The sequence below is a fragment of the Anaerolineales bacterium genome, assembly GCA_003105035.1.
GTDB lineage: Bacteria > Chloroflexota > Anaerolineae > Anaerolineales > UBA4823 > FEB-25.
The window spans coordinates 141,797-160,352 of record PQAL01000036.1 but is presented as its reverse complement, the minus strand read 5'-3'; the positions used below and the strand labels follow the sequence as shown (position 1 = coordinate 160,352).

The window sequence follows — 18,556 nt, the reverse complement described above, 5'->3', positions numbered from 1 at the left end:
CCCAGGTGCAGGAACCACCAAGATGTAGTAATGAATTGAAATCAACCATCGAGATTGAATCCCTGTGCAGTCTATGATTTTTTCTTCGCCAGCCATTCGGCGAGTAATATAAATATCGAAGCCGTCCATGAATACCCCGGGCAGCGATAACCCTGGCCGGTCAGGGCATCATAATTTTCCCAGAAGCCAGGCACTTGCAGGCACATATCGCAAAAACGTTCAGCAATCAGACCAGCCAAGGGTGTCTCACCTGATTGCAAAAGACCATCGAAAACCAGATAGGTGGAAGCACCCCATATCGGCCCTCTCCAGTAGCCATCATGCATATATTTAACGCTGGAGGGCGGTTCTGAAGCCAGGCCAAATTCCGTCAAAAATGGACCCCCGGGTCGAAGGTCATTAATTAACGCTTCACGGATGCGCTCAGGCAGGCGCTGGCCTAAAATCAGGGGGAGATAATTAATCAGCGATTGGCTGGGCTCAGCCTGCGAAGTGCCACTGACGGGCGAGATGAAGTGACCACCCCTGACGGAATGGACAAGTAGATCTGAGAGCTGTTTTTGGGCTCTTGCCTTCCATTGTTTGGCTTCTTCAGGCCGGTTAATCGCATCTGCGATGAAGGACAGGCATTCGCATTGGAAAACCATATAGGCGCCCAGGTCTGCACCTTCAATAGGCTCACCCTGATCAAAAACAGTGGCGTTATCCCAGCCGGAGTCATTGCCATGGAAGTACTGGGGTAGTCCATCATGATCGAAATCGCGATAGGTGTACCACCACCTGGTAAGGCGGCTCAACGGCTCGTATACCTTGCGGAGATAAGGGAGCGATTTTTCGATGCCCAAGCGGTCGACTAATTGCAAGATCGCCCAACCCTGGATGGGAGGTTTGGTAAAGCCGTATATCGGCTCCATATCGGTGATCATGTCTGGAATCATGCCATTGGGCTCCTGGTAATCGAAAAACAGGAAAAGCTGATCCCAGGCCAGGCGATGGTCTGCCCTGGCGAGGGCCAGGGCGTTAAACAGGTTGTCCCAGGCCCAGATGCCATTCATCCAGAATTTGCTCATGTAAATCGTTGGACGGTTTAGAGCACCTTCAGCAGGCACCTGGCAATTCCATAATAAGAACCAGGCCAGCTCGGCCTTCTCCTGGTATTTTTCCGGGACGGAAGGTAACTTCTGCATCCAGCTTGATAATTCCGTTTTCAGCGATGCATGGGCTTTGGCAAGGTCACCAGGGGGTTGCTCCCAAAAGCCCTCGTAGCGAGAAAAACGAATCGCCCCATTGATGGTTGTATTTTCAAGCCTGGGCTCAAAGGTGATCGTACAAGGAAACTCACCCCAGTGTTTTTCGATCCCGGTGACGATGGGTGTAATGTTGGCGAGCAAGCGAGTATTCTCATCCGCATGGAACATGTGGATGCCACGCGCAAACCAGTCAATCAGGTAAATCTGGTGGGGGACAGGAGAATATTGTACAGGGAACACCTTGGAAGGCATCAAACGAAGGCCAGTATTCCGGGCATGAAATTGCAACGTGGCCTGGTCAGCAAACACGATGCTGACCTCCTCACCAGAAGGGCCGGACAAGATCAACAGCCCGGGTTGGGCTTGCCAGGTATAAGGGATTTCCTGTCCATTCTTGATTAATGCAAGCTCGAAGAATTCATCGGCAGGGAATGGAATGTCATGCAGGTTGTGCACTCGGCCACTGCAAGTCTTGTAAAGCAGGCGGGGAGAACCGCTCGAGTTACGTGAGGTGATCAGCAGGAATGATCCGTTGCGTGAAAATGGTATCTGATCTAAAGAGAAGTTTTCCATAAGGCATCAGGGCTCTCGTATGCGGTAGATTCCACCACTCACACCCGATAAATGAAATTGTAAATTGCTTTTTCCAAGCTGGAAAATTCCCTCTTCTCCATAAATCCACTCAGGAGATTGGGTAGCAGTGTAGCTAATTTCACCACTACAGGCTCTCTCAGCAGGATTCAGCGCAATGATATAGGTGTCGCTTCCGGTTTTTCTTTTGTATATAAATGGATATTTTCCCGGTTCCGCATACAAGACCTCGAAACGAGCCGAAGCTTGCAGACCCGGATGTGCTTTTCGTATAGCCACTAATTTTTTAACCCGCTGGAGGATGGAATCGGGATCGCGCTCCTGGGCTTCAACGCATGGACGGTCTGGAGAAGGGTCAACTGGCAGGTAGAGGGATTCATTTGAGGCGGTTGAAAAACCGGCATTGGGTGCTTCTGACCACTGCATGGGCGTGCGAGAACCTGTGCGGTTGTATCCCCCTTCTTTTGATGATAGATCATCGAACGACTGCATACCGATCTCGTCACCGTACCAGATGAAAGGAACCCCTGGCATGGTCATTAAAAACATGAATACCAGCTCGAGATCGCGCAGGTTACGGCCTTTGCTCAGGCGAGGGTTGATATCATGGTTCCCTGTGGGGATAGCGATATGGCCCAAGCCGCGGGTAGCCCGATAATGCATCAGGTACTCATCCAGGAATTCCATGATGTTGCCATTGCCGATGGCATCGAAGAATGAGAAGCTATAAGGGTCGCTGCCTGGGCCAGGACCATAGGATTTGCGGAGTAAAGCGGTATATCCCGGCATCCCAAATGGGAGACAAAAGTCCATATGAAAACCTGCTGGGATAGCAAGCGAGGGGACGCCGCATTCAGAGATCAGGCAGGCTTCGGGATATTCTGCGTCCAACCAGGTGCGGATCTCTTTCCAGATTTTAGCCGTCTCACGGCTGCCATGATCACCTTTGACCAGGGAGAAAGCCATATCCACCCGGAAGCCACTGGCGCCTATTTCTAGCCAGAAGCGCATGATCTCCTTTAGCTCACGGCGCACAGCCTGGGGACCAGGTGCATCCACAGACTGCTGCCAGGGTTGAGACGGGTCAGGATTGGCATAGCCGTAATTTAGTGCAGGTTGGAAGTAGAAAAAGTTGGTGATAAAACTGGCATCGCGATCAGCGTAACCACTAATGACCTTATAGCCTGGCACTTCCCACTTCCAGGCACTGTCGGTCCAGATGTAGTAATCAGAATATCGGTTGGCTTCAGGTTTACAAGATTCAATGAACCAGGGGTGCTGAAGTGAAGTATGACCAGGAACCAGGTCGAGCAGGATGTGGATTCCACGCCTGGCAGCTTCAAAGAACAGGTTTTTCAAATCATCATTCGTCCCATAACGGGGAGCAACCTTGCGATAGTCCGCCACGTCGTACCCGGCGTCCTGGAAGGGAGACTCAAAACAGGGATTCAGCCAACATCCAGTAACGCCCAGCGATTGGAGATAATCCAGTTTCGCAATGATACCGGGGATATCCCCGATTCCATCCCCATTTGAGTCATAATAAGATTGAGGGTAAATCTGGTAAAAAACGGCGTCTTCGAGCCAGGCTGGTGTGGATGGATAATTTGGATGATTCATAAAGTGGTTACTGGCGCTCCCAATACTTGATCAGATGATATTTACAGCCTGGCGTGATCAAAAAACCTTATAATTGCTTTATTATACGTGAAAGTCTTGCGAATATGAGAAAAGTGCGATGAGCCAACCTTTCCTGTTAGGTGTAAATTACTGGCCGAGAAAGAAGGCCATGTACTGGTGGTCGCAATTCGACGCGGGCGAAGTAAGCGAAGAATTTGCACTAATCAGCGAGTTGGGATTATCACTGGTGCGTATCTTCCTGCTGTGGGAAGATTTCCAGCCGCAACCCGGAAATATCTCAAAAACCAGCCTGAATAACCTGATCATGGTGTGTGATATTGCCAGCAGGCTTGGCTTGAAGTTGGATATAACCTTCTTTACCGGACATATGAGCGGACCTAATTGGGCACCATCTTGGATGTTGCAAGGTGAAAAGCCTCAATACATTCGCCAGGTAGTCAGCTCAGGCAAGATTGTGGAGAGTGGCTATCGGAATCCGTACTCCGATGAAAGCCTGCTCAATTCAGAAATCCTGCAGCTAAAAACCGTGATCAAAGCGCTCAAGGAACACCCGGCGATTTATTGCTGGAACCTTGGGAATGAGCCGGATATCTTTGCCTGGCCTGCCAATGACCAGGTAGGTGAAAAATGGGCATCTCGTCTGGTTGATTCTATAAACGAGGTTGACACCAGTCACCCGGTGACCTGCGGACTGCACGTGGCCAGCCTGCTCTACAACAATGGACTGAGGGTTGACCAGATCTTCGCAAAGATGGATTTCGCAGTGATGCATGCCTACCCAATGTATGCACAAGGACTGGCAACCGGACCGCTCGATGTAGATTTTGTGCCATTCACCTGTGCATTAACGGCTGCCATCTCTGGCAAACCGGTGTTGATGGAAGAATTCGGAGGCTGTACAGCACCTCCAGGCAAAGCCTCGCAAGAATGGGAATGGATTGCCTACGGTCAGGAGATGAAGCAATTCATGGCTTCAGAAGAAGATCTGGCAGCATATTACGCAGCTGTACTGCCCAGGTTAGTGGAAGTGGGTGCGATCGGCGCCATGGCATGGTGTTTCGCCGATTATCACCCCAGCTTGTGGGAAAAGCCACCCTGTAAAGAATCGCGGCATGAACGGTACTTTGGTTTAGTAAGACCGGATGGAAGCATAAAGCCTCACGCGCAGGTGCTTAAGGTGTTTAACGAGCAGAAACCTGTGGTACAACAACCTGGCAGGTCAATAACTTTGCCGTATCCACGCTCAGAGTATTACGAGGGTACATTGGAAAAGATTTTAAATTTATATGAATATTGGAAAAAAGGGGCACAACCGACCTAACGGCTTATCAGGTAGATCAAACTTCTGATAAATATTCGGTCGACGAAGGGGGAGTTCCAAGCTCTGTCGATAACGGAGGTAACTCCTCAAGAGAATTCAACCCGAAGTTCTGCAAGAAATCCGCGGTGGTCATGTATAGGATGGGTCTGCCGGGTCTTTCTGCACGGCCGACTTCCTGGATCAAGCCTTTGCTGAGAAGACTTTTCAAGACTCCATCCGAGCTGACGCCGCGGACCGCATCAATTTCGGGGCGCGTGACTGGCTGTTGGTAAGCAATGATCGCCAGGGTCTCGAGGGCTGCCCGGCTTAGTTTACTGGTCGATTCGAGACCCAGAAAGCGCTCAACGTCGTCAGCCATATCCGGTGCGGTGGTTAGCTGAACGCGCCCAAGATGGCGCTGTAACCGAAAACCGCGCGGGGATATTTCTGAAGCAAGCTGCTTCTCCAGGATGTCTAGTGCGTTTTCAACCACTCGTAAAGGTAAATCAAGGGCGGTAGCCAGCTGGGCAGGCAGGACCGCCCCTGCCGCGACAAATAACAATGCTTCCAGGCGGGCAACGATCAGGTCAGGGGTATTTTGAGCGGTGGGTTTATCGGACATGCTATAATGTTACGTTGGTTTGGAGAAATTTACTCGACGGGCGAGTGAACCTTGCGATTATACCATCGGACGGATTCTTTTCTCTTCCATTTGATTCTGCTGATAATTACAGGCATTCTTTTCGCTGGGTGTACCGATCAATCGTCAACACCTCAATTAATGCCTGTGATCGTTGCTGCAGATGGTCAGCAGACACAGATAACGATCCCTTCAGGCAGCACAGTGGTGGAAGCATTGCAAGCTGCACATGTTGAGCTTAGTAAGCTAGACCGGGTTGAACCTCCTTTGTACAGCAAACTGTCCGATGGGATCAATGTGAAAGTGATCCGCGTGGTTGAAGAGCTCTATACGAAGGAGATTCACTTGCCATTTGAGCACCAGGAGCTGAAAAACGAGGCCTTACCGGAAGGCGAAAAGCGATTAAGCCAGCCCGGCGAAAATGGCCTCTCGGAAATCACTTACCGGCGCGAGATTGAAGATGGCATTGAGGTCATAAACGAGCCGATTAAAACCGTCATCATCAAGGAAGCTGTCCCTGAAGTGATGATGGTTGGTACCAATTCAAGTTTCACGGCGCTCAATATTCCGGGAAAAATCGCTTACTTATCGGCAGGGAATGCCTGGATCATGGAGGTCAGCACCAGGAACAGGTTCTGTGCGGTATCAACGGGGGACCTGGATGGGAGAATCTTCACATTATCGCGAAATGGCACTTATTTACTATTTACGCGTTTTACGGATGAAGCTAACCAGATTAATAACCTGTGGATGGCTGATCTCTCGGCTAACCCGATCCGGCTTATCGATCTGAAGATTCGGAATGTTGTTCATTATGCAGAATTTAGCGGTGATTCCAGCCAGGTAGCTTACTCGACGGCAGAATGGCGGGAAGCAGCACCAGGCTGGCAGGCTAATAACGACTTGTTCACATTAGATATTGCTGGGGAAAATACCAGCGGATTAACCGAGCAGACCGTGGGGGTTAACTCAGGCGGTGTTTATGGTTGGTGGGGAACACAATATGCCTGGTCACCCGACCAGGTGCAATTCTTATTTGCTCAGCCAGATGCTATTGGGCTGATCGATGAACAGAGCGGTTCCCAGACCAGGTTACTCAGCATCTTGCCCTACCAGACGAATGGTGATTGGGCATGGGTACCAGGTGTCGCGTGGTCACCGGATGGACAGGTCGTGTACACGATTAACCATATTCTTTCTGGTGGAGAAACTAATGGAGAGTCTCAACAGTTTGACTTGCTAGGTATTCCACTCACAGGTGGTTCTCCGATCAGCCTGGTTGAGGATGTTGGCATGTTTGCTTATCCGGTCGTATCACCGGTTATCCGTACAGCCAACGTTTATGATGATGAATCAGGAAGCAATGTTGAACAGGATACTTTCTATGTCGCCTACTTACAGGCGATAGATCCAAGTGTAAGCGAACGCAGTGCATATTGGTTGACTGTCATGGACAGGGATGGTTCGAACCAGAAAAACCTTTTTCCCCCACAAGACACAACAGGCCTTGAACCTCAGCAGGTTGCCTGGTCTCCGGCAGGAGTAGGAATTGGTGGAAATTATGCCATTGCAGTCATTTATAATGGGAATATCTGGATCGTGGATGCTGAAACTAGCGCCGCACAGCAAATCACTGGAGATGGCTTAACCAGCCGGGTAGATTGGAGATAAATGGGATGAGGATATTGATTACAGGAGCAGCGGGCTTTCTCGGAAGCCATCTGTGCGAACGGTTGTTAGGGAATGGGCATGTGGTGGTAGGTATGGATAATTTCATCACCGGCAGCCCTGAGAATATTGCCCACTTATCGAGCAATCAAAACTTTTCCTTCATCCGCCATGATGTGTCCAATTTTATCTTTGTCCCTGGGAAGCTGGATGCGGTGCTACACTTTGCTTCACCGGCAAGTCCCAATCCAAAGTCACCTTACGGGTATGTAAATCTCCCCATCCAAACGATGAAAGCTGGCGCACTTGGGACGCACAACACCCTGGGATTGGCGCGGGCGAATGGTGCCAGATTCTTATTAGCAAGCACGAGTGAAATTTATGGTGACCCGTTGGAACATCCTCAAACTGAAAGTTACTGGGGGCATGTCGATCCGATTGGGGCAAGATCGGTGTATGACGAAGCCAAACGCTTCGCCGAAGCTTTAACCATGGCATATCATCGCTTCCACGGGATCGACACCCGAATCGTGCGGATTTTCAACACCTATGGCCCCCGGATGCACCTGGATGACGGCCGGGTGGTGCCGAATTTCATGCAGCAAGCATTGAGAGGTGAGCCACTGACCGTATATGGTGATGGTCAACAAACGCGTAGTTTTTGCTATGTGGATGATTTGATCGAAGGAATTGTCAGGCTGTTATTATCTGACGAGCATATGCCCGTCAATATTGGAAACCCGGTTGAGCTGACGATCCTAGAGTTCGCTGAAAGAATCAATGCACTGGTAAAAAATAAAGCCGGGATTATCTACAAAAAAGCCGATCGTTTAGAGAGCGACCCTCAACGCAGGCGCCCGGATATCACCCGAGCTCAGACCATCTTAGGTTGGGAACCGAAGATCAGTATCGATGAGGGATTACTCAAAACCATCCCCTATTTCAAAAGCAAATTGGGTATTGCATGACGGTATTATTGGTAAATCAGCGCGAACGGACCAGGTTTTTCCGTTTCCTGGTCGTTGGTACATTTGGTGCGGTGGTTGACTTCGGCATTGAAAACGTATTGCACCGGTTATTTGGGATGCCATATGTTTGGGCTGGATCTATTTCTTTCATCTGCGCCATCCTGAGTAACTTTTTCTGGAACCGGTACTGGACTTATCCTGATTCCCGCTCAAAACCTCTCTTTCGGCAGCTACTCCAGTTTGCGTTGATCAATACAATTGGGTTGTTTATCCGCATACCGATATTAAAGTTCCTGGAGCCGGTTATCAGTAAATTATGTAGCCTGTTACCCCAAAAGTTATTGATCCTTCCAGCAGATATGATGGGCGAAAACCTCACCCTGGCAATTGCGGTAGTGATTGTATTATTTTGGAATTTCTTTGCCAACCGTTACTGGACTTATAGTGATGTAGAATCATAAATTGTGTACTCAATGATTAATCAAAGGTTTAGTAAGGCGATATTGACGGACAGGTGAATGATGATAACCGAGACACCGCTCGTCCCCATCTATATGACCAATGGCGATGTAGGCGCATTTATGGCATACCCCTATATTTTTAATTGCGAAGGTGAATGGATCGGTTGGGTATCATCCGACCGAATCATTTATTCTACACATGGTCATTACGTCGGTTGGCTGGCAGAAGGTCCACGCATCCTGCGAAAGTTGGCAGATGGGTACAATCGGCCACGCATGGATATTATTCCGCCTTTCACTTTACGGATCAAGCCACCGGCCATCTCTCCCCTGGCACCGATGATGCCGGAATTAACCTTCGGAGAGATGGATGTTTTACTGGACCGTCCTGATATGATGCCTCCCGTCGATTTTGGTGAGCTGCGCGAGGACATGGATTAATCACCTGAGCAACACCTATGGATAATGAATCCTCCGAGCAACCCGGACTACCCGAAGATCCAATTGGAACGGCAAGTAAATTCCCATCGTTAAAAGCACTCCTGGCGCATACCACAGGCAAGGATCTGGTTGAAGCTCAATCACAGCCGGATAGTGGATTGGTTGAGAGCTTGCCTTTTCCTTTCCTGGCGCTGGTTGGTCAGGTAGAGATGAAATATGCGCTCTTGCTTGCTTTGATCAATCCGGCGATCGGAGGTGTGCTGCTGATAGGACCACGCGGCACGGGTAAAACGACCGCCATCCGAGGTTTGGTAGACCTGGTGCCAGAAATCCCACGCAGCTTGTGTTTCTACGGCTGCATGCCAGAAGATATTGAAGCGGGTGGAATCGATGCGGTGTGCCCGAGCTGTGCCAGGAAATATGCCATGGGTGAGCCATTGGCTGCAATGGATAAAATCAGGCTGGTTGAGCTGCCCTTGAATGCCCGCATTGAAGATGTGGTCGGGGCAACCAATGAAACGGATTTGGGTACCCAACGCCTGCGGTTGCAGCACGGAATCCTATCGCACGCCGACCGCAACTTACTGCTGGTCGACGAAGTCAACCTTCTTTCTGATGATGTGGTCGATGCCATCTTGGATGCTGCCGCGTATGGATCCTATACAGTCAAGCGAGGGACTAATACCGCCACATATCGGTCACGTTTCATGCTGGTCGGCACAATGAACCCAGAAGAAGGCCGTCTACGGCCGCAGATCATGGACCGTTTCGGATTACGTGTTGTCGTGCGAGGTTTGGAAGATAACCACGACCGCCTGGAAGCTTATCAAAGAGCTCAGGCTTTCTTGAAGAATCCGCACAAAGTGATACAGGAATATAAGGATGAAACCATGATTGCTCAGGGTGAAGTCCAGCTAGCGCGTGACATTCTAGCGGAAGTTTGTATCTCTGAACTACTTTACAATCAGGGTTTGAAATTGATTAAAAGCTTGAAGATTGATTCTCTGCGGGCGGAAATCACTATGTTTGAGGGCATGAAAGCTCTGGCAGCATTGGACAACCGTAAGGAAGTGACTGTGGATGACTTACAGGTCATTGCACCGATGGCGTTACGAATGCGACGGTCTCAATTCATTGAAAAATATCTATCTGAGCAATCCAGTGAAGAAGATGAGATTAACACAGCTGTGGACTCAACCATAAATGATGCAAAATAATTACCGGATTTACCCCGCAAGGTGCCTGCTAAGTGGTGGTCGTGTGATCGAAGGGAGAAAACGAGTTGGGTAAGAAAAACATTACGCATCGAGAGCGAATAGAAAAATGCTTGAATGGAGAAAGCCGTGAAGATACACCAGTTGCCCTTTGGCGACATTTCCCGGTAGATGATCAATCTCCCGAGAGCCTGGCAAATGCGGTGATCAGCTTTCAGAAAACATATGATTTCGACCTGGTTAAGGTGACACCTGCTTCTTCATTCTGCATTAAAGATTGGGGTGCAGAAGATGAATGGCAGGGAAACTCAGAGGGAACCAGGCAGTATACACGCCGGGTAATCCATACCCCCGAAGATTGGCTCAAGCTTCCAGTATTGGATCCTTATAAAGGGTATTTAGGTGAACAGCTCTCATGCTTAAAAATAATATGCAATGAACTCGGGCCAGACGTTCCCATCCTTCAGACCATCTTCAGTCCACTTGCTCAGGCTAAAAACCTGGTTGGTGGAGAAGCCCTGCTGGTACACATCCGCCAATATCCGGAGGCGGTGCTGGCAGGTTTAAAAGTGATTGCCGAAACCACACGCAGTTTTATTGAAGCCGCCAGCCAAACAGGGAATGCCGGGGTATTCTACGCAGTTCAACATGGGAACTATCAGTTGTTATCTGAAGCTGAGTATAAGCAATTTGGTAAGATGCTTGACTTAGAAATCCTCTCCGCTGTGCGTGATAAATGGCTGAATATGATCCATCTGCATGGCAATCATGTCATGTTCAATGTCTTTACCGATTACCCCGTACAAGTGATCAACTGGCATGACCGTGAAACTTATCCGTCTTTAAAAGAAGGAAAGGAACTATTCCCAGGCGTGGTGTGTGGTGGGCTGCAACGCACCGCGACAATGGAGCTGGGTACACCCGAACATGTGCATTCAGAAGCGCGTGATGCGATCTTGAGTACTGCAAACCAGCGCTTTATCCTGGGGACGGGTTGTGTGCTGCAAACCACGACGCCATCCGCAAATATCCTGGCTGCTTTGCAGGCCGCACGGCATGAGTGATCTCAGGATCATTGGGGGTAAAGCACGTGGCCGGCGGATCCGCTCGGTGCCTGGAGACACAACCAGGCCAATCACCGACAAGGTCAGGCAGGCACTTTTCAACATCATCGGGCCTGACATTGTAGGGGCATCATTTTTAGACCTGTTCGCGGGCACGGGCAGTGTCGGCATTGAAGCGTTGAGCAGGGGGGCGGCTTTTGTACAGTTCAATGAACTCAACCGGCAGGCATACACCATCATCCGCGAAAACCTCAAAATCACCGGCCTCGAGCAAGGGGCAATAGTGAACCAGGGAGATGCCTTCAGCCTGCTTGACCGGGCCCCCAACCAGTCGTTCGACTACATTTTTATTGCTCCCCCTCAGTACAAGGAGATGTGGAGCAAGTCATTGGTATTAATTGACCGGCAACCTGCCTGGCTATCTGATGATGCCTGGTTGATCGTGCAGATCCACCCGATCGAATACAAACCGATTGGTGAAGAACTACCTCTTGAGAACTTGGTGGAGTTTGACCAAAGGCATTACGGGAGCACGGTACTGGTGTTTTATCGCAAAGACGGAGGTGAGCTGAACCTCCCCGGAGAAACCCCCCGGGAAAGATAACACAGCAATACTTAGGTTAGTATCATAGATTTAGCCAGCGAACTGCCAGCTTGGGGAGTTCAGAGGCAGGACCTACCCGGGTGGTGCAGGTGGGGAGAGAATCGGTGAAAAGCCGGCCATAACGTTTTGACATGATGCGCCGATCGAAGATTGCCACGATGCCACGATCAGATTGGGTGCGGATCAGACGGCCGAACCCCTGCCGGAAACGCAAGATGGCTTCGGGTAAGGAGTATTGCGTAAAGGGGTCTTCAAATGTCTCCGAACGAGCGGCTACGATCGGATCAGAAGGCACATCAAAGGGGAGCTTCACGATGACCAGCACCGATAAAGCTGCTCCGGGCACATCCACACCTTCCCAAAAAGCACGGGTTCCGAAGAGTACAGCACGTTCCTCCACCTTGAAATTTTCCAGGAGAGAGCTTGCTGAGGCACCCTCGCCCTGAAGATAGACCTGGATATTTTTACGGCTAAGTAAATCTTTTATGCTGTTGTAAGTCCGGCGCAGCTGGTCGTATGAGGTGAAAAGAACCAGGGCCTTACCCCCGGTGGCAAGGCACAGGTTCAGGATGCCTTGCTCGACTGCGCGTTGATGGCCAGAGCGATCGGAAGGTTCAGGGATATCGTTTGCAATATACAATAATACCGAAGTTTCATAATCGAACGGAGAACCGACAGCCAGCTCATAGGCCTCATTCGCGTAAAGCCTGCCTTTAAGGTAATTGAATTCACCGGCCGTGGTAAGTGTCGCTGAGGTGAGAATCACAGCAGATTTTTCGTTCCACAAGTACTTCTGCATCAGGGGTCCGATATTCAGCGGAGCTGCGTTCAAGGAAATCTGCCGGCTGTTGGGTTGAATCTCAAACCAATAGATGGATTCAGGCTTCGGTTCGAATACCAGGGAATACAAGTTATTCTGGATCTCGACTAACCTGAGATAGAGGCTCCTCAGGTTGGAGATGGTATCATCATCCTCTTCAGGCAGGGTTTCGGCAATTTCACCCAACGCCTGAAGCAATCCTGCCAGGTTGTCAACTAATGGTTTTAGCGATGCGTCACATTCTTCCCAGGCAGCTTCAACATCGGCCCAGGCAGGTTGCGTACGGGTGGCAGGTAGGATACGCTCCTGGTGAGCATACATACCGATGTCATTGCCTTCACGTTGCTCGAAAAGAAACTCTTCGATGGAGCGGAAGAATGCCTGGGTTGATGTTTGAAAATGAAATGCCAGATCTGTCGCTTGTTGGATGTAGCGGTTAATGGCTGCAAAGTCGGAAGGCAAAACATTTCCTTCCAGGATACCAATCAGCTTACCAAGCGCGCCTGAATTTGGACTACCCAGCTCACGCATGGCGCGATCAAGTAGATACTCAGTAGTTTTAAAGCTTAGAGCACTGGTGGTAGCTTCTTCCAGGTGATGCGCCTCATCTACGATCAAGTAGTTATATTCGGGGAGAACACGGTTTCCGGTGGCAACATCTGCCAGCAGTAAAGCATGATTAACGATCAGAATATGGGCAGCCAGAGCCGCCTGACGAGCGCGATAGAAAGGGCAGATCCCGCCACGCTTGATACAGTTTTCTGTGGTACAGCCTTCGTCATCCGCTGACAGGCGAAGCCAGATATCGCGTTCAACCAATCCGTTTAGATTAAGCTCATTGCGGTCGCCGGTATTAGTCGAGAGCAACCAGACAAGCACCTTACCCAAAACACGGATCTCGTCAGCGTTACCAGGTCCACGCCGGCGCATGTTTTCGAGGCGGCGCGGGCAGAGGTAATTTGAGCGGCCTTTCATCACCGCAGCCGAAAGGTTCAATCCCATCGCCTGGCATAGGTCAGGAATATCTTTATTGATCAGCTGGTCTTGCAAGTTAATGGTATTCGTGGATATGACCACTCGCTGACCATTTTTTACAGCCCACAACGCAGACGGTAGCAGGTAAGCCATACTTTTGCCGGTACCGGTGCCTGCTTCGACCAGTAAGTGGCGATTTTCTGTGAGGGCACGAGTGACCGCCCTGAGCATCTCGATCTGCTGGGGCCGGTGCTCATAATTAGGGAAGTGGTGATAGAAAATTCCACCAGGCTCTAGGGCAGATGCGACTTCATCGGGATCGAGTGGGCTGAGCTGGGGGTTAGGTGTGAGCGGCGAGACATCGCGGACGTGGTATGCTTCAAAAATTGGTCCCGAATACCCCTGCCTGACCTGCCGGGCAGAAATCGTCTCTTTCGACCTGGATCGTAAGAGGTTATAGAAGAAACCATAGCCTGCCCAATCCAGACCTTCACCCAGGCGGACTAGCTCAGCCAGCAGCTGAACTGGTAATTGCATGCCGATTTCGTGTAGCGATCGATAGACTGCTGAGGTTACCCGGGCATCATCTAAGGCGCGATGGTTGGCCCGCAAGGGGATATTCAACTGCTGGCCCAATGAGCCCAGGTTATAACGCCCCGCGGTTGGGAGCAGGACGGAGGCAATTTCATAGGTATCCAGCTGATCATTTGCTTTGAATAGCCCTTGCCGGTATAGAAAGGCGAGGTCGAATCCGACATTATGACCGAGGATGGGGGAATCGCCTACGAATGAACGCAGGTCAGGTAAGATGTTTTGAATCGCAGGCGCTTCAAGGACCATATGGTCATTGATACCGGTCAGCTGAGTGATGAATGGTGGGATCTTGCGACCTGGATTTATCAGGGAGTTCCATTCATCTTCGATACGGCTTGTCGAAAAACGGACTGCTCCGATCTCGATGATGGAATCTTTTTGCGGATCGAGTCCGGTGGTTTCGATATCAATGGCAACGATGGAATCCATGGGACGGATTATACCAGCAGGGTGACTAACAGCCTGGTAAAGCGAAGCTTTTGTATAGGATATGCGTTTCTATTCGAGGAATTCATTTCTCTAAGGAGAATGTAAAGAATCTGCCTGGAGTTCAGATTCTCGCGAAATTAACGATTTTTCCAAAATCCAAATCTACGAAAAAAATATAGCTATCCAAAAATAAAACGGCATAAAAATTGTAACTGAATCCATATCGGATCTTGTTTATCAGTATCGAAAGCTTAAATAACATAAATTGAAGATGAATTAACAATAATGTTTGCATTAATGCAAGGTTTGGCACTTGATTTTGTAAGGTGGTTAACGTAAAATAAACATTGCTGCTCAAATAGTTATTCGGAAAGGATACCAGTATGACTGCGTTCGTGATTGGAATAATCCTTTTCATCTTTACCGGAGTGCTTTTTTTCACTCTCGCACTTTGTAGAGGAGCTGCCATGGCGGATAAAGCTTATGAACGTGCCCGCCTGGCAGAGCGAAGAGCCTGGCCGATGTCTGCAGAGCTGCTCGAAGCACATAAAGAGATTAATGCTTCGACAGGCACAAAAACCACTCAGGTTTTTGAGCACGCGAAAGTGCACACATAGTAACTGGAAATTGTTAATAACCCAGGTAAATCACTAGAAACTAGAAACAAAAATGGTTGGTTTCTTGAGAAAAGAGAATGCCCAGGGCCGAGCATTCTCTTTTCTCTATTCGATATTTTGGATATGGAAAAAACTCAGCTATTGGCAAATTCCTTGAGGATGCGGGCGATGTGTTGGGCACCTTTTAAGTAGAGATCGAGGCGGATGTTTTCATTGGGGGCATGGCCTTGAGCGCCTGGGTAACCGATGCCTGCGGAGACCACAGGCAGGTGGAGGTTATGAACAAATGCGTGGTTCGGTCCTGAGCCACCACCCATGGGGATGATCTGCATGGGTTGACCGTATACCGGCCGTGCGGCTTCCACCACCAGTGCGACGAACGGGTCATCGGGATCGGTGCGAGCAGGCTGTTCTCCGCCCAGGAATTGGATCTGCACATCTGAAAATCCTTCACGGTCCAGATGGAGGCGGAGGGATTTCAAAACCTGTTCAGGAGTCTGGTCTGGTACCAGGCGGAAATCTACCTTTGCTGAAGCTTTTGCAGGCAGCACGGTCTTTGAGCCTTCGCCCTGATAACCGGAGGTCAGACCGCAGATGGTGCAGGTGGGCTCGAATACCTCCGCCAGGCGAAGCTCCAGTCCTCCTTCAATGCCACGGAGGAAGTGGTCAACACCATAGAGAGTCTTGTATTCATCCGCTGTTTCGGGAAGCATAGAAAATAGCTGCCGGTCGCGTTCACTGGGTGGCTTGACTGTGTCATAATGACCAGGCAAACGGATACGTTCATCTTCACCTTTCAAGGTGGAGAGAGCCCAAACGAGTCTCCATGCTGCATTGGGGAAAATTGAGCCACCTATACCTGAGTGCACATCGATTATTGCCGTCTCAACGGATAATTCTACGTAGCAGATTCCGCGTAAACCCAGGTACTGAACAGGCACTTCGCGATGGTCCACTCCTCCAAACTCCCAGATACAGGCATCTGCGCTTAGTTTATCCAGGTGATTGAGGACGAAACCTTTGAGGTGGATGCTGCTGGCTTCCTCTTCACCCTCAACGACGAATTTGATATTACAAGGGAGCTCTCCATCGATCGACAGGAGTGAATCAATGGCGAACAAGCGACTAACCAGGTGTCCCTTATCATCGCTGACCCCTCTGGCGTAGAGTTTACCATTCCTCAGGGTTGGCTCAAAAGGAGGGCTATCCCATAAATCAAGTGGCTCAGGTGGCTGCACATCGTAGTGGTTGTAAAAGAGCAAGGTTTTATCCGAGCGTCCGGCCTTCTCAGCAAACACTACCGGCGCACCACCAGTCGAGATAATTTCAACCGTGAAACCCCTGGAGTTAAGCATATCTCTGGTCAGCTCAGCGCACTCAACTAGGCCCCAATTCTGGGCAGCGACGCTAGGCTGGCGGCAGTAATCCGCAAGCTCGGAAATGCTGCGTTCCAAATTCTTTTCTAAGAAATTGTCGTAAAGCTTCATGTCGATCATAGCCAGCTCCTGATCCAATCAAAAATGTATTTAAAGACTACACCCCCACCGTATGCAAAAGCCATCATTTTAATCGTTTCACCAATCCAGGTCCATAGCATGAATTTACGGACTGGCATTTTCAAGGCACCAGCAGCCACGCCAGTGACGTCAAAAAAGGGATTAGGTACAGCGGACAACAGCAAAATTGCCAGGGCGCCATTTTTATTTAACCACTCAACCATTTTCCCATAAATTTTGGCTTTTTCTGCTACAGGCTGGCCGCTAAAACCGAACAAGTACCCGGTTATCTCGCCAGCTGCAGCCCCCGCTCCTGCAACCAATCCTACCAACCAGGGTGTCAGCGTGGTGCCCATTACAGAAACGAACAGCACCCCCGGTGCAGGGACAAAAACCGTGGCATATGCCAGGAATGAAATCACGAAAATTCCAGGATAGCCATATACTGCCAGCTGCTTTGCTTTATCGCCCACCAGGTAAACGAAAATTGTTATTGCTATAACGACAAGGAAGGCGAAGATGCGAGCGGCTAGCAGCAGCCACCTGGAATTCATAAAGCTATTCTTCCAGGATCTTCACGGCAATAAGTTTAACAGCAGGAGAATCACGTTTGGATGGATCACGAGCAGGAATGGAAAACAAGACATTGATTCCATCCGTGACCTGGCCAAAGACACTGTGCTTGTTGTTCAACCAGGGAGTGGGAACATGGGTGATAAAGAATTGTGAGCCATTTGTGTTCGGGCCAGCATTGGCCATAGAAAGAATGCCAGCTTTATCATGGCGCAAACTAGGGTCGAATTCATCCGCAAAGCGATATCCGGGTCCACCCATTCCAGTGCCGGACGGATCGCCTCCCTGAACCATGAAATCGGTGATCACCCGGTGGAAGATGGTGCCATCATAAAAACCTTGGCGAGCCAGAAAAACGAAATTATTAACCGTGCGCGGGGTTTTATCGGGAAAAAGTTTAATGGTAATGTCACCTTTATCGGTACTCAAAATTGCAATATACGATTTCTTGGGATCAATCTCCATATCAGGAGGTTTTGACCACTGCTGAGCTGTCATTATTCAATTCCTTTCTACATTATGATTAGTGGTTGCGTAACAGCGCTTCGAGCCTGGCAACCACCATGTCCATCGCAACCGTATTCAAGCCACCTTCAGGGATGATAACATCCGCATAACGCTTGGACGGCTCGACAAATTCCAGGTGCATGGGGCGAACGGTTTCCAGATATTGTTTTACGACAGATTGACTTGTGCGCCCTCTTTCGGCGATGTCCCGTTCAAGACGCCGAATAAAGCGGATATCCGCGTCAGTATCGACGAAAATTTTTACATCAAAGAGCTCGCGTAGCGCTTTCTCTGCCAGAATCAAGATACCTTCAACCAGAATGACCGGCTGAGGGTCGACATGTACGGTGGTGTTCGTACGGGTATGCGTCTTAAAATCATATACAGGCAGCTCGATGGGCTCAAGAATTTTGAGTTGCTTGATGTGCTGAACCAAAAGGCTGGTTTCGAGAGAATCAGGATGGTCGAAATTAATCAATGCACGTTGAGCCGGCTCAAGCTGTGTGAGGTTTTTATAATATGCATCATGAGGCAAAAGGGCAATGTGACTGGCACCCACCCTATCGATGATCACTTTTGCAACTGTGGATTTTCCTGAGCCTGTTCCACCGGCAATTCCGATCACGAGAGGGGGTGTACGATTTGGCATGCAGGAATTATACTGGAATACGGTTGTTGGGGGAAGCAAATAGAAGCATCGAAC

The 18,556-nt window shown here is 49.6% G+C and carries 17 protein-coding genes; 8 read left to right on the top strand and 9 right to left on the bottom strand.

Translation table 11 applies throughout. From position 1 onward, the window contains the following. Positions 1-71 precede the first annotated feature (71 nt). Together C3F13_15730 and C3F13_15725 are read right to left on the bottom strand one after the other, a co-directional pair. On the bottom strand, positions 72-1,823 hold the full coding sequence (locus tag C3F13_15730) for a hypothetical protein (protein PWB50951.1): 1,752 nt from the start codon (positions 1,821-1,823) through the stop codon (positions 72-74). A 6-nt stretch (positions 1,824-1,829) separates the two neighbouring features. After that, complete coding sequence (locus tag C3F13_15725) at positions 1,830-3,461, bottom strand: glycosylase (protein ID PWB50950.1); 1,632 nt, start codon at positions 3,459-3,461, stop codon at positions 1,830-1,832. Between the two features lie 118 nt (positions 3,462-3,579). On the opposite strand from C3F13_15725, the gene C3F13_15720 reads away from it, so the two are divergent. Next, positions 3,580-4,803, top strand: coding sequence for a hypothetical protein (locus tag C3F13_15720; GenBank protein PWB50949.1), 1,224 nt, complete (start codon positions 3,580-3,582; stop codon positions 4,801-4,803). Between the two features lie 16 nt (positions 4,804-4,819). Here the strand turns inward: C3F13_15720 and scpB are convergent, their stop codons facing one another. Then, positions 4,820-5,404, bottom strand: coding sequence for an SMC-Scp complex subunit ScpB (gene scpB / locus C3F13_15715; GenBank protein ID PWB50948.1), 585 nt, complete (start codon positions 5,402-5,404; stop codon positions 4,820-4,822). A gap of 159 nt (positions 5,405-5,563) precedes the next feature. On the opposite strand from scpB, the gene C3F13_15710 reads away from it, so the two are divergent. The 7 genes from C3F13_15710 (at position 5,564) to rsmD (ending at position 11,842) form a co-directional block, all read left to right on the top strand. Then, positions 5,564-7,093 carry a hypothetical protein gene (locus C3F13_15710; protein ID PWB50947.1) on the top strand — a complete coding sequence of 510 codons (1,530 nt, stop codon included), beginning with the start codon at positions 5,564-5,566 and terminating at the stop codon, positions 7,091-7,093. A 5-nt stretch (positions 7,094-7,098) separates the two neighbouring features. Further along, the gene (locus C3F13_15705) at positions 7,099-8,058 is read left to right on the top strand and encodes an NAD-dependent dehydratase (protein ID PWB50946.1); all 960 of its coding nucleotides are present in this window, start codon (positions 7,099-7,101) and stop codon (positions 8,056-8,058) included. Continuing rightward, positions 8,055-8,519, top strand: coding sequence for a hypothetical protein (locus tag C3F13_15700; protein PWB50945.1), 465 nt, complete (start codon positions 8,055-8,057; stop codon positions 8,517-8,519). Before C3F13_15705 ends, C3F13_15700 begins: the two co-directional genes overlap by 4 nt. 60 nt (positions 8,520-8,579) lie before the next feature. Then, a complete protein-coding gene (locus tag C3F13_15695; protein ID PWB50944.1) occupies positions 8,580-8,960 on the top strand; it encodes a hypothetical protein in 381 nt (126 codons plus the stop codon). A 17-nt stretch (positions 8,961-8,977) separates the two neighbouring features. Then, on the top strand, positions 8,978-10,177 hold the full coding sequence (locus C3F13_15690; protein PWB50943.1) for a magnesium chelatase: 1,200 nt from the start codon (positions 8,978-8,980) through the stop codon (positions 10,175-10,177). A 65-nt stretch (positions 10,178-10,242) separates the two neighbouring features. Continuing rightward, on the top strand, positions 10,243-11,238 hold the full coding sequence (locus C3F13_15685; GenBank protein PWB50942.1) for a uroporphyrinogen decarboxylase: 996 nt from the start codon (positions 10,243-10,245) through the stop codon (positions 11,236-11,238). After that, positions 11,231-11,842, top strand: coding sequence for a 16S rRNA (guanine(966)-N(2))-methyltransferase RsmD (gene rsmD, locus C3F13_15680; protein ID PWB50941.1), 612 nt, complete (start codon positions 11,231-11,233; stop codon positions 11,840-11,842). The genes C3F13_15685 and rsmD overlap by 8 nt, the downstream gene beginning before the upstream one ends. A gap of 22 nt (positions 11,843-11,864) precedes the next feature. Here the strand turns inward: rsmD and C3F13_15675 are convergent, their stop codons facing one another. The 6 genes from C3F13_15675 to C3F13_15650 form a co-directional block, all read right to left on the bottom strand. Continuing rightward, positions 11,865-14,660 (bottom strand): DNA polymerase III subunit epsilon, encoded by a 2,796-nt coding sequence (locus C3F13_15675; GenBank protein ID PWB50940.1) that lies wholly within the window; start codon positions 14,658-14,660, stop codon positions 11,865-11,867. A 121-nt stretch (positions 14,661-14,781) separates the two neighbouring features. Beyond that, complete coding sequence (locus tag C3F13_15670; protein PWB50939.1) at positions 14,782-15,129, bottom strand: hypothetical protein; 348 nt, start codon at positions 15,127-15,129, stop codon at positions 14,782-14,784. Between the two features lie 282 nt (positions 15,130-15,411). Further along, positions 15,412-16,764, bottom strand: coding sequence for a peptidase M20 (locus C3F13_15665; protein ID PWB50990.1), 1,353 nt, complete (start codon positions 16,762-16,764; stop codon positions 15,412-15,414). Between the two features lie 5 nt (positions 16,765-16,769). Then, positions 16,770-17,327, bottom strand: coding sequence for a hypothetical protein (locus tag C3F13_15660; protein ID PWB50938.1), 558 nt, complete (start codon positions 17,325-17,327; stop codon positions 16,770-16,772). A 4-nt stretch (positions 17,328-17,331) separates the two neighbouring features. Continuing rightward, the gene (locus tag C3F13_15655; GenBank protein ID PWB50937.1) at positions 17,332-17,844 is read right to left on the bottom strand and encodes a peptidylprolyl isomerase; all 513 of its coding nucleotides are present in this window, start codon (positions 17,842-17,844) and stop codon (positions 17,332-17,334) included. Between the two features lie 25 nt (positions 17,845-17,869). Continuing rightward, positions 17,870-18,502, bottom strand: a complete 633-nt coding sequence (locus tag C3F13_15650; GenBank protein ID PWB50936.1) for a uridine kinase — start codon at positions 18,500-18,502, stop codon at positions 17,870-17,872. Positions 18,503-18,556 lie beyond the last annotated feature (54 nt).

What these genes read in the sequence shown, in the direction of transcription:
- C3F13_15670 (PWB50939.1), bottom strand. Translation starts at nt 15,129, where the DNA reads ATGGCAGCTCCTCTACAAAGTGCGAGAGTGAAAAAAAGCACTCCGGTA.
- rsmD (PWB50941.1), top strand. Translation starts at nt 11,231, where the DNA reads ATGAGTGATCTCAGGATCATTGGGGGTAAAGCACGTGGCCGGCGGATC.
- C3F13_15705 (PWB50946.1), top strand. Translation starts at nt 7,099, where the DNA reads ATGAGGATATTGATTACAGGAGCAGCGGGCTTTCTCGGAAGCCATCTG.
- C3F13_15675 (PWB50940.1), bottom strand. Translation starts at nt 14,660, where the DNA reads ATGGATTCCATCGTTGCCATTGATATCGAAACCACCGGACTCGATCCG.
- C3F13_15720 (PWB50949.1), top strand. Translation starts at nt 3,580, where the DNA reads ATGAGCCAACCTTTCCTGTTAGGTGTAAATTACTGGCCGAGAAAGAAG.
- C3F13_15660 (PWB50938.1), bottom strand. Translation starts at nt 17,327, where the DNA reads ATGAATTCCAGGTGGCTGCTGCTAGCCGCTCGCATCTTCGCCTTCCTT.
- C3F13_15665 (PWB50990.1), bottom strand. Translation starts at nt 16,764, where the DNA reads ATGAAGCTTTACGACAATTTCTTAGAAAAGAATTTGGAACGCAGCATT.
- C3F13_15725 (PWB50950.1), bottom strand. Translation starts at nt 3,461, where the DNA reads ATGAATCATCCAAATTATCCATCCACACCAGCCTGGCTCGAAGACGCC.
- C3F13_15650 (PWB50936.1), bottom strand. Translation starts at nt 18,502, where the DNA reads ATGCCAAATCGTACACCCCCTCTCGTGATCGGAATTGCCGGTGGAACA.
- C3F13_15695 (PWB50944.1), top strand. Translation starts at nt 8,580, where the DNA reads ATGATAACCGAGACACCGCTCGTCCCCATCTATATGACCAATGGCGAT.
- scpB (PWB50948.1), bottom strand. Translation starts at nt 5,404, where the DNA reads ATGTCCGATAAACCCACCGCTCAAAATACCCCTGACCTGATCGTTGCC.
- C3F13_15700 (PWB50945.1), top strand. Translation starts at nt 8,055, where the DNA reads ATGACGGTATTATTGGTAAATCAGCGCGAACGGACCAGGTTTTTCCGT.
- C3F13_15710 (PWB50947.1), top strand. Translation starts at nt 5,564, where the DNA reads ATGCCTGTGATCGTTGCTGCAGATGGTCAGCAGACACAGATAACGATC.
- C3F13_15655 (PWB50937.1), bottom strand. Translation starts at nt 17,844, where the DNA reads ATGACAGCTCAGCAGTGGTCAAAACCTCCTGATATGGAGATTGATCCC.
- C3F13_15690 (PWB50943.1), top strand. Translation starts at nt 8,978, where the DNA reads ATGGATAATGAATCCTCCGAGCAACCCGGACTACCCGAAGATCCAATT.
- C3F13_15730 (PWB50951.1), bottom strand. Translation starts at nt 1,823, where the DNA reads ATGGAAAACTTCTCTTTAGATCAGATACCATTTTCACGCAACGGATCA.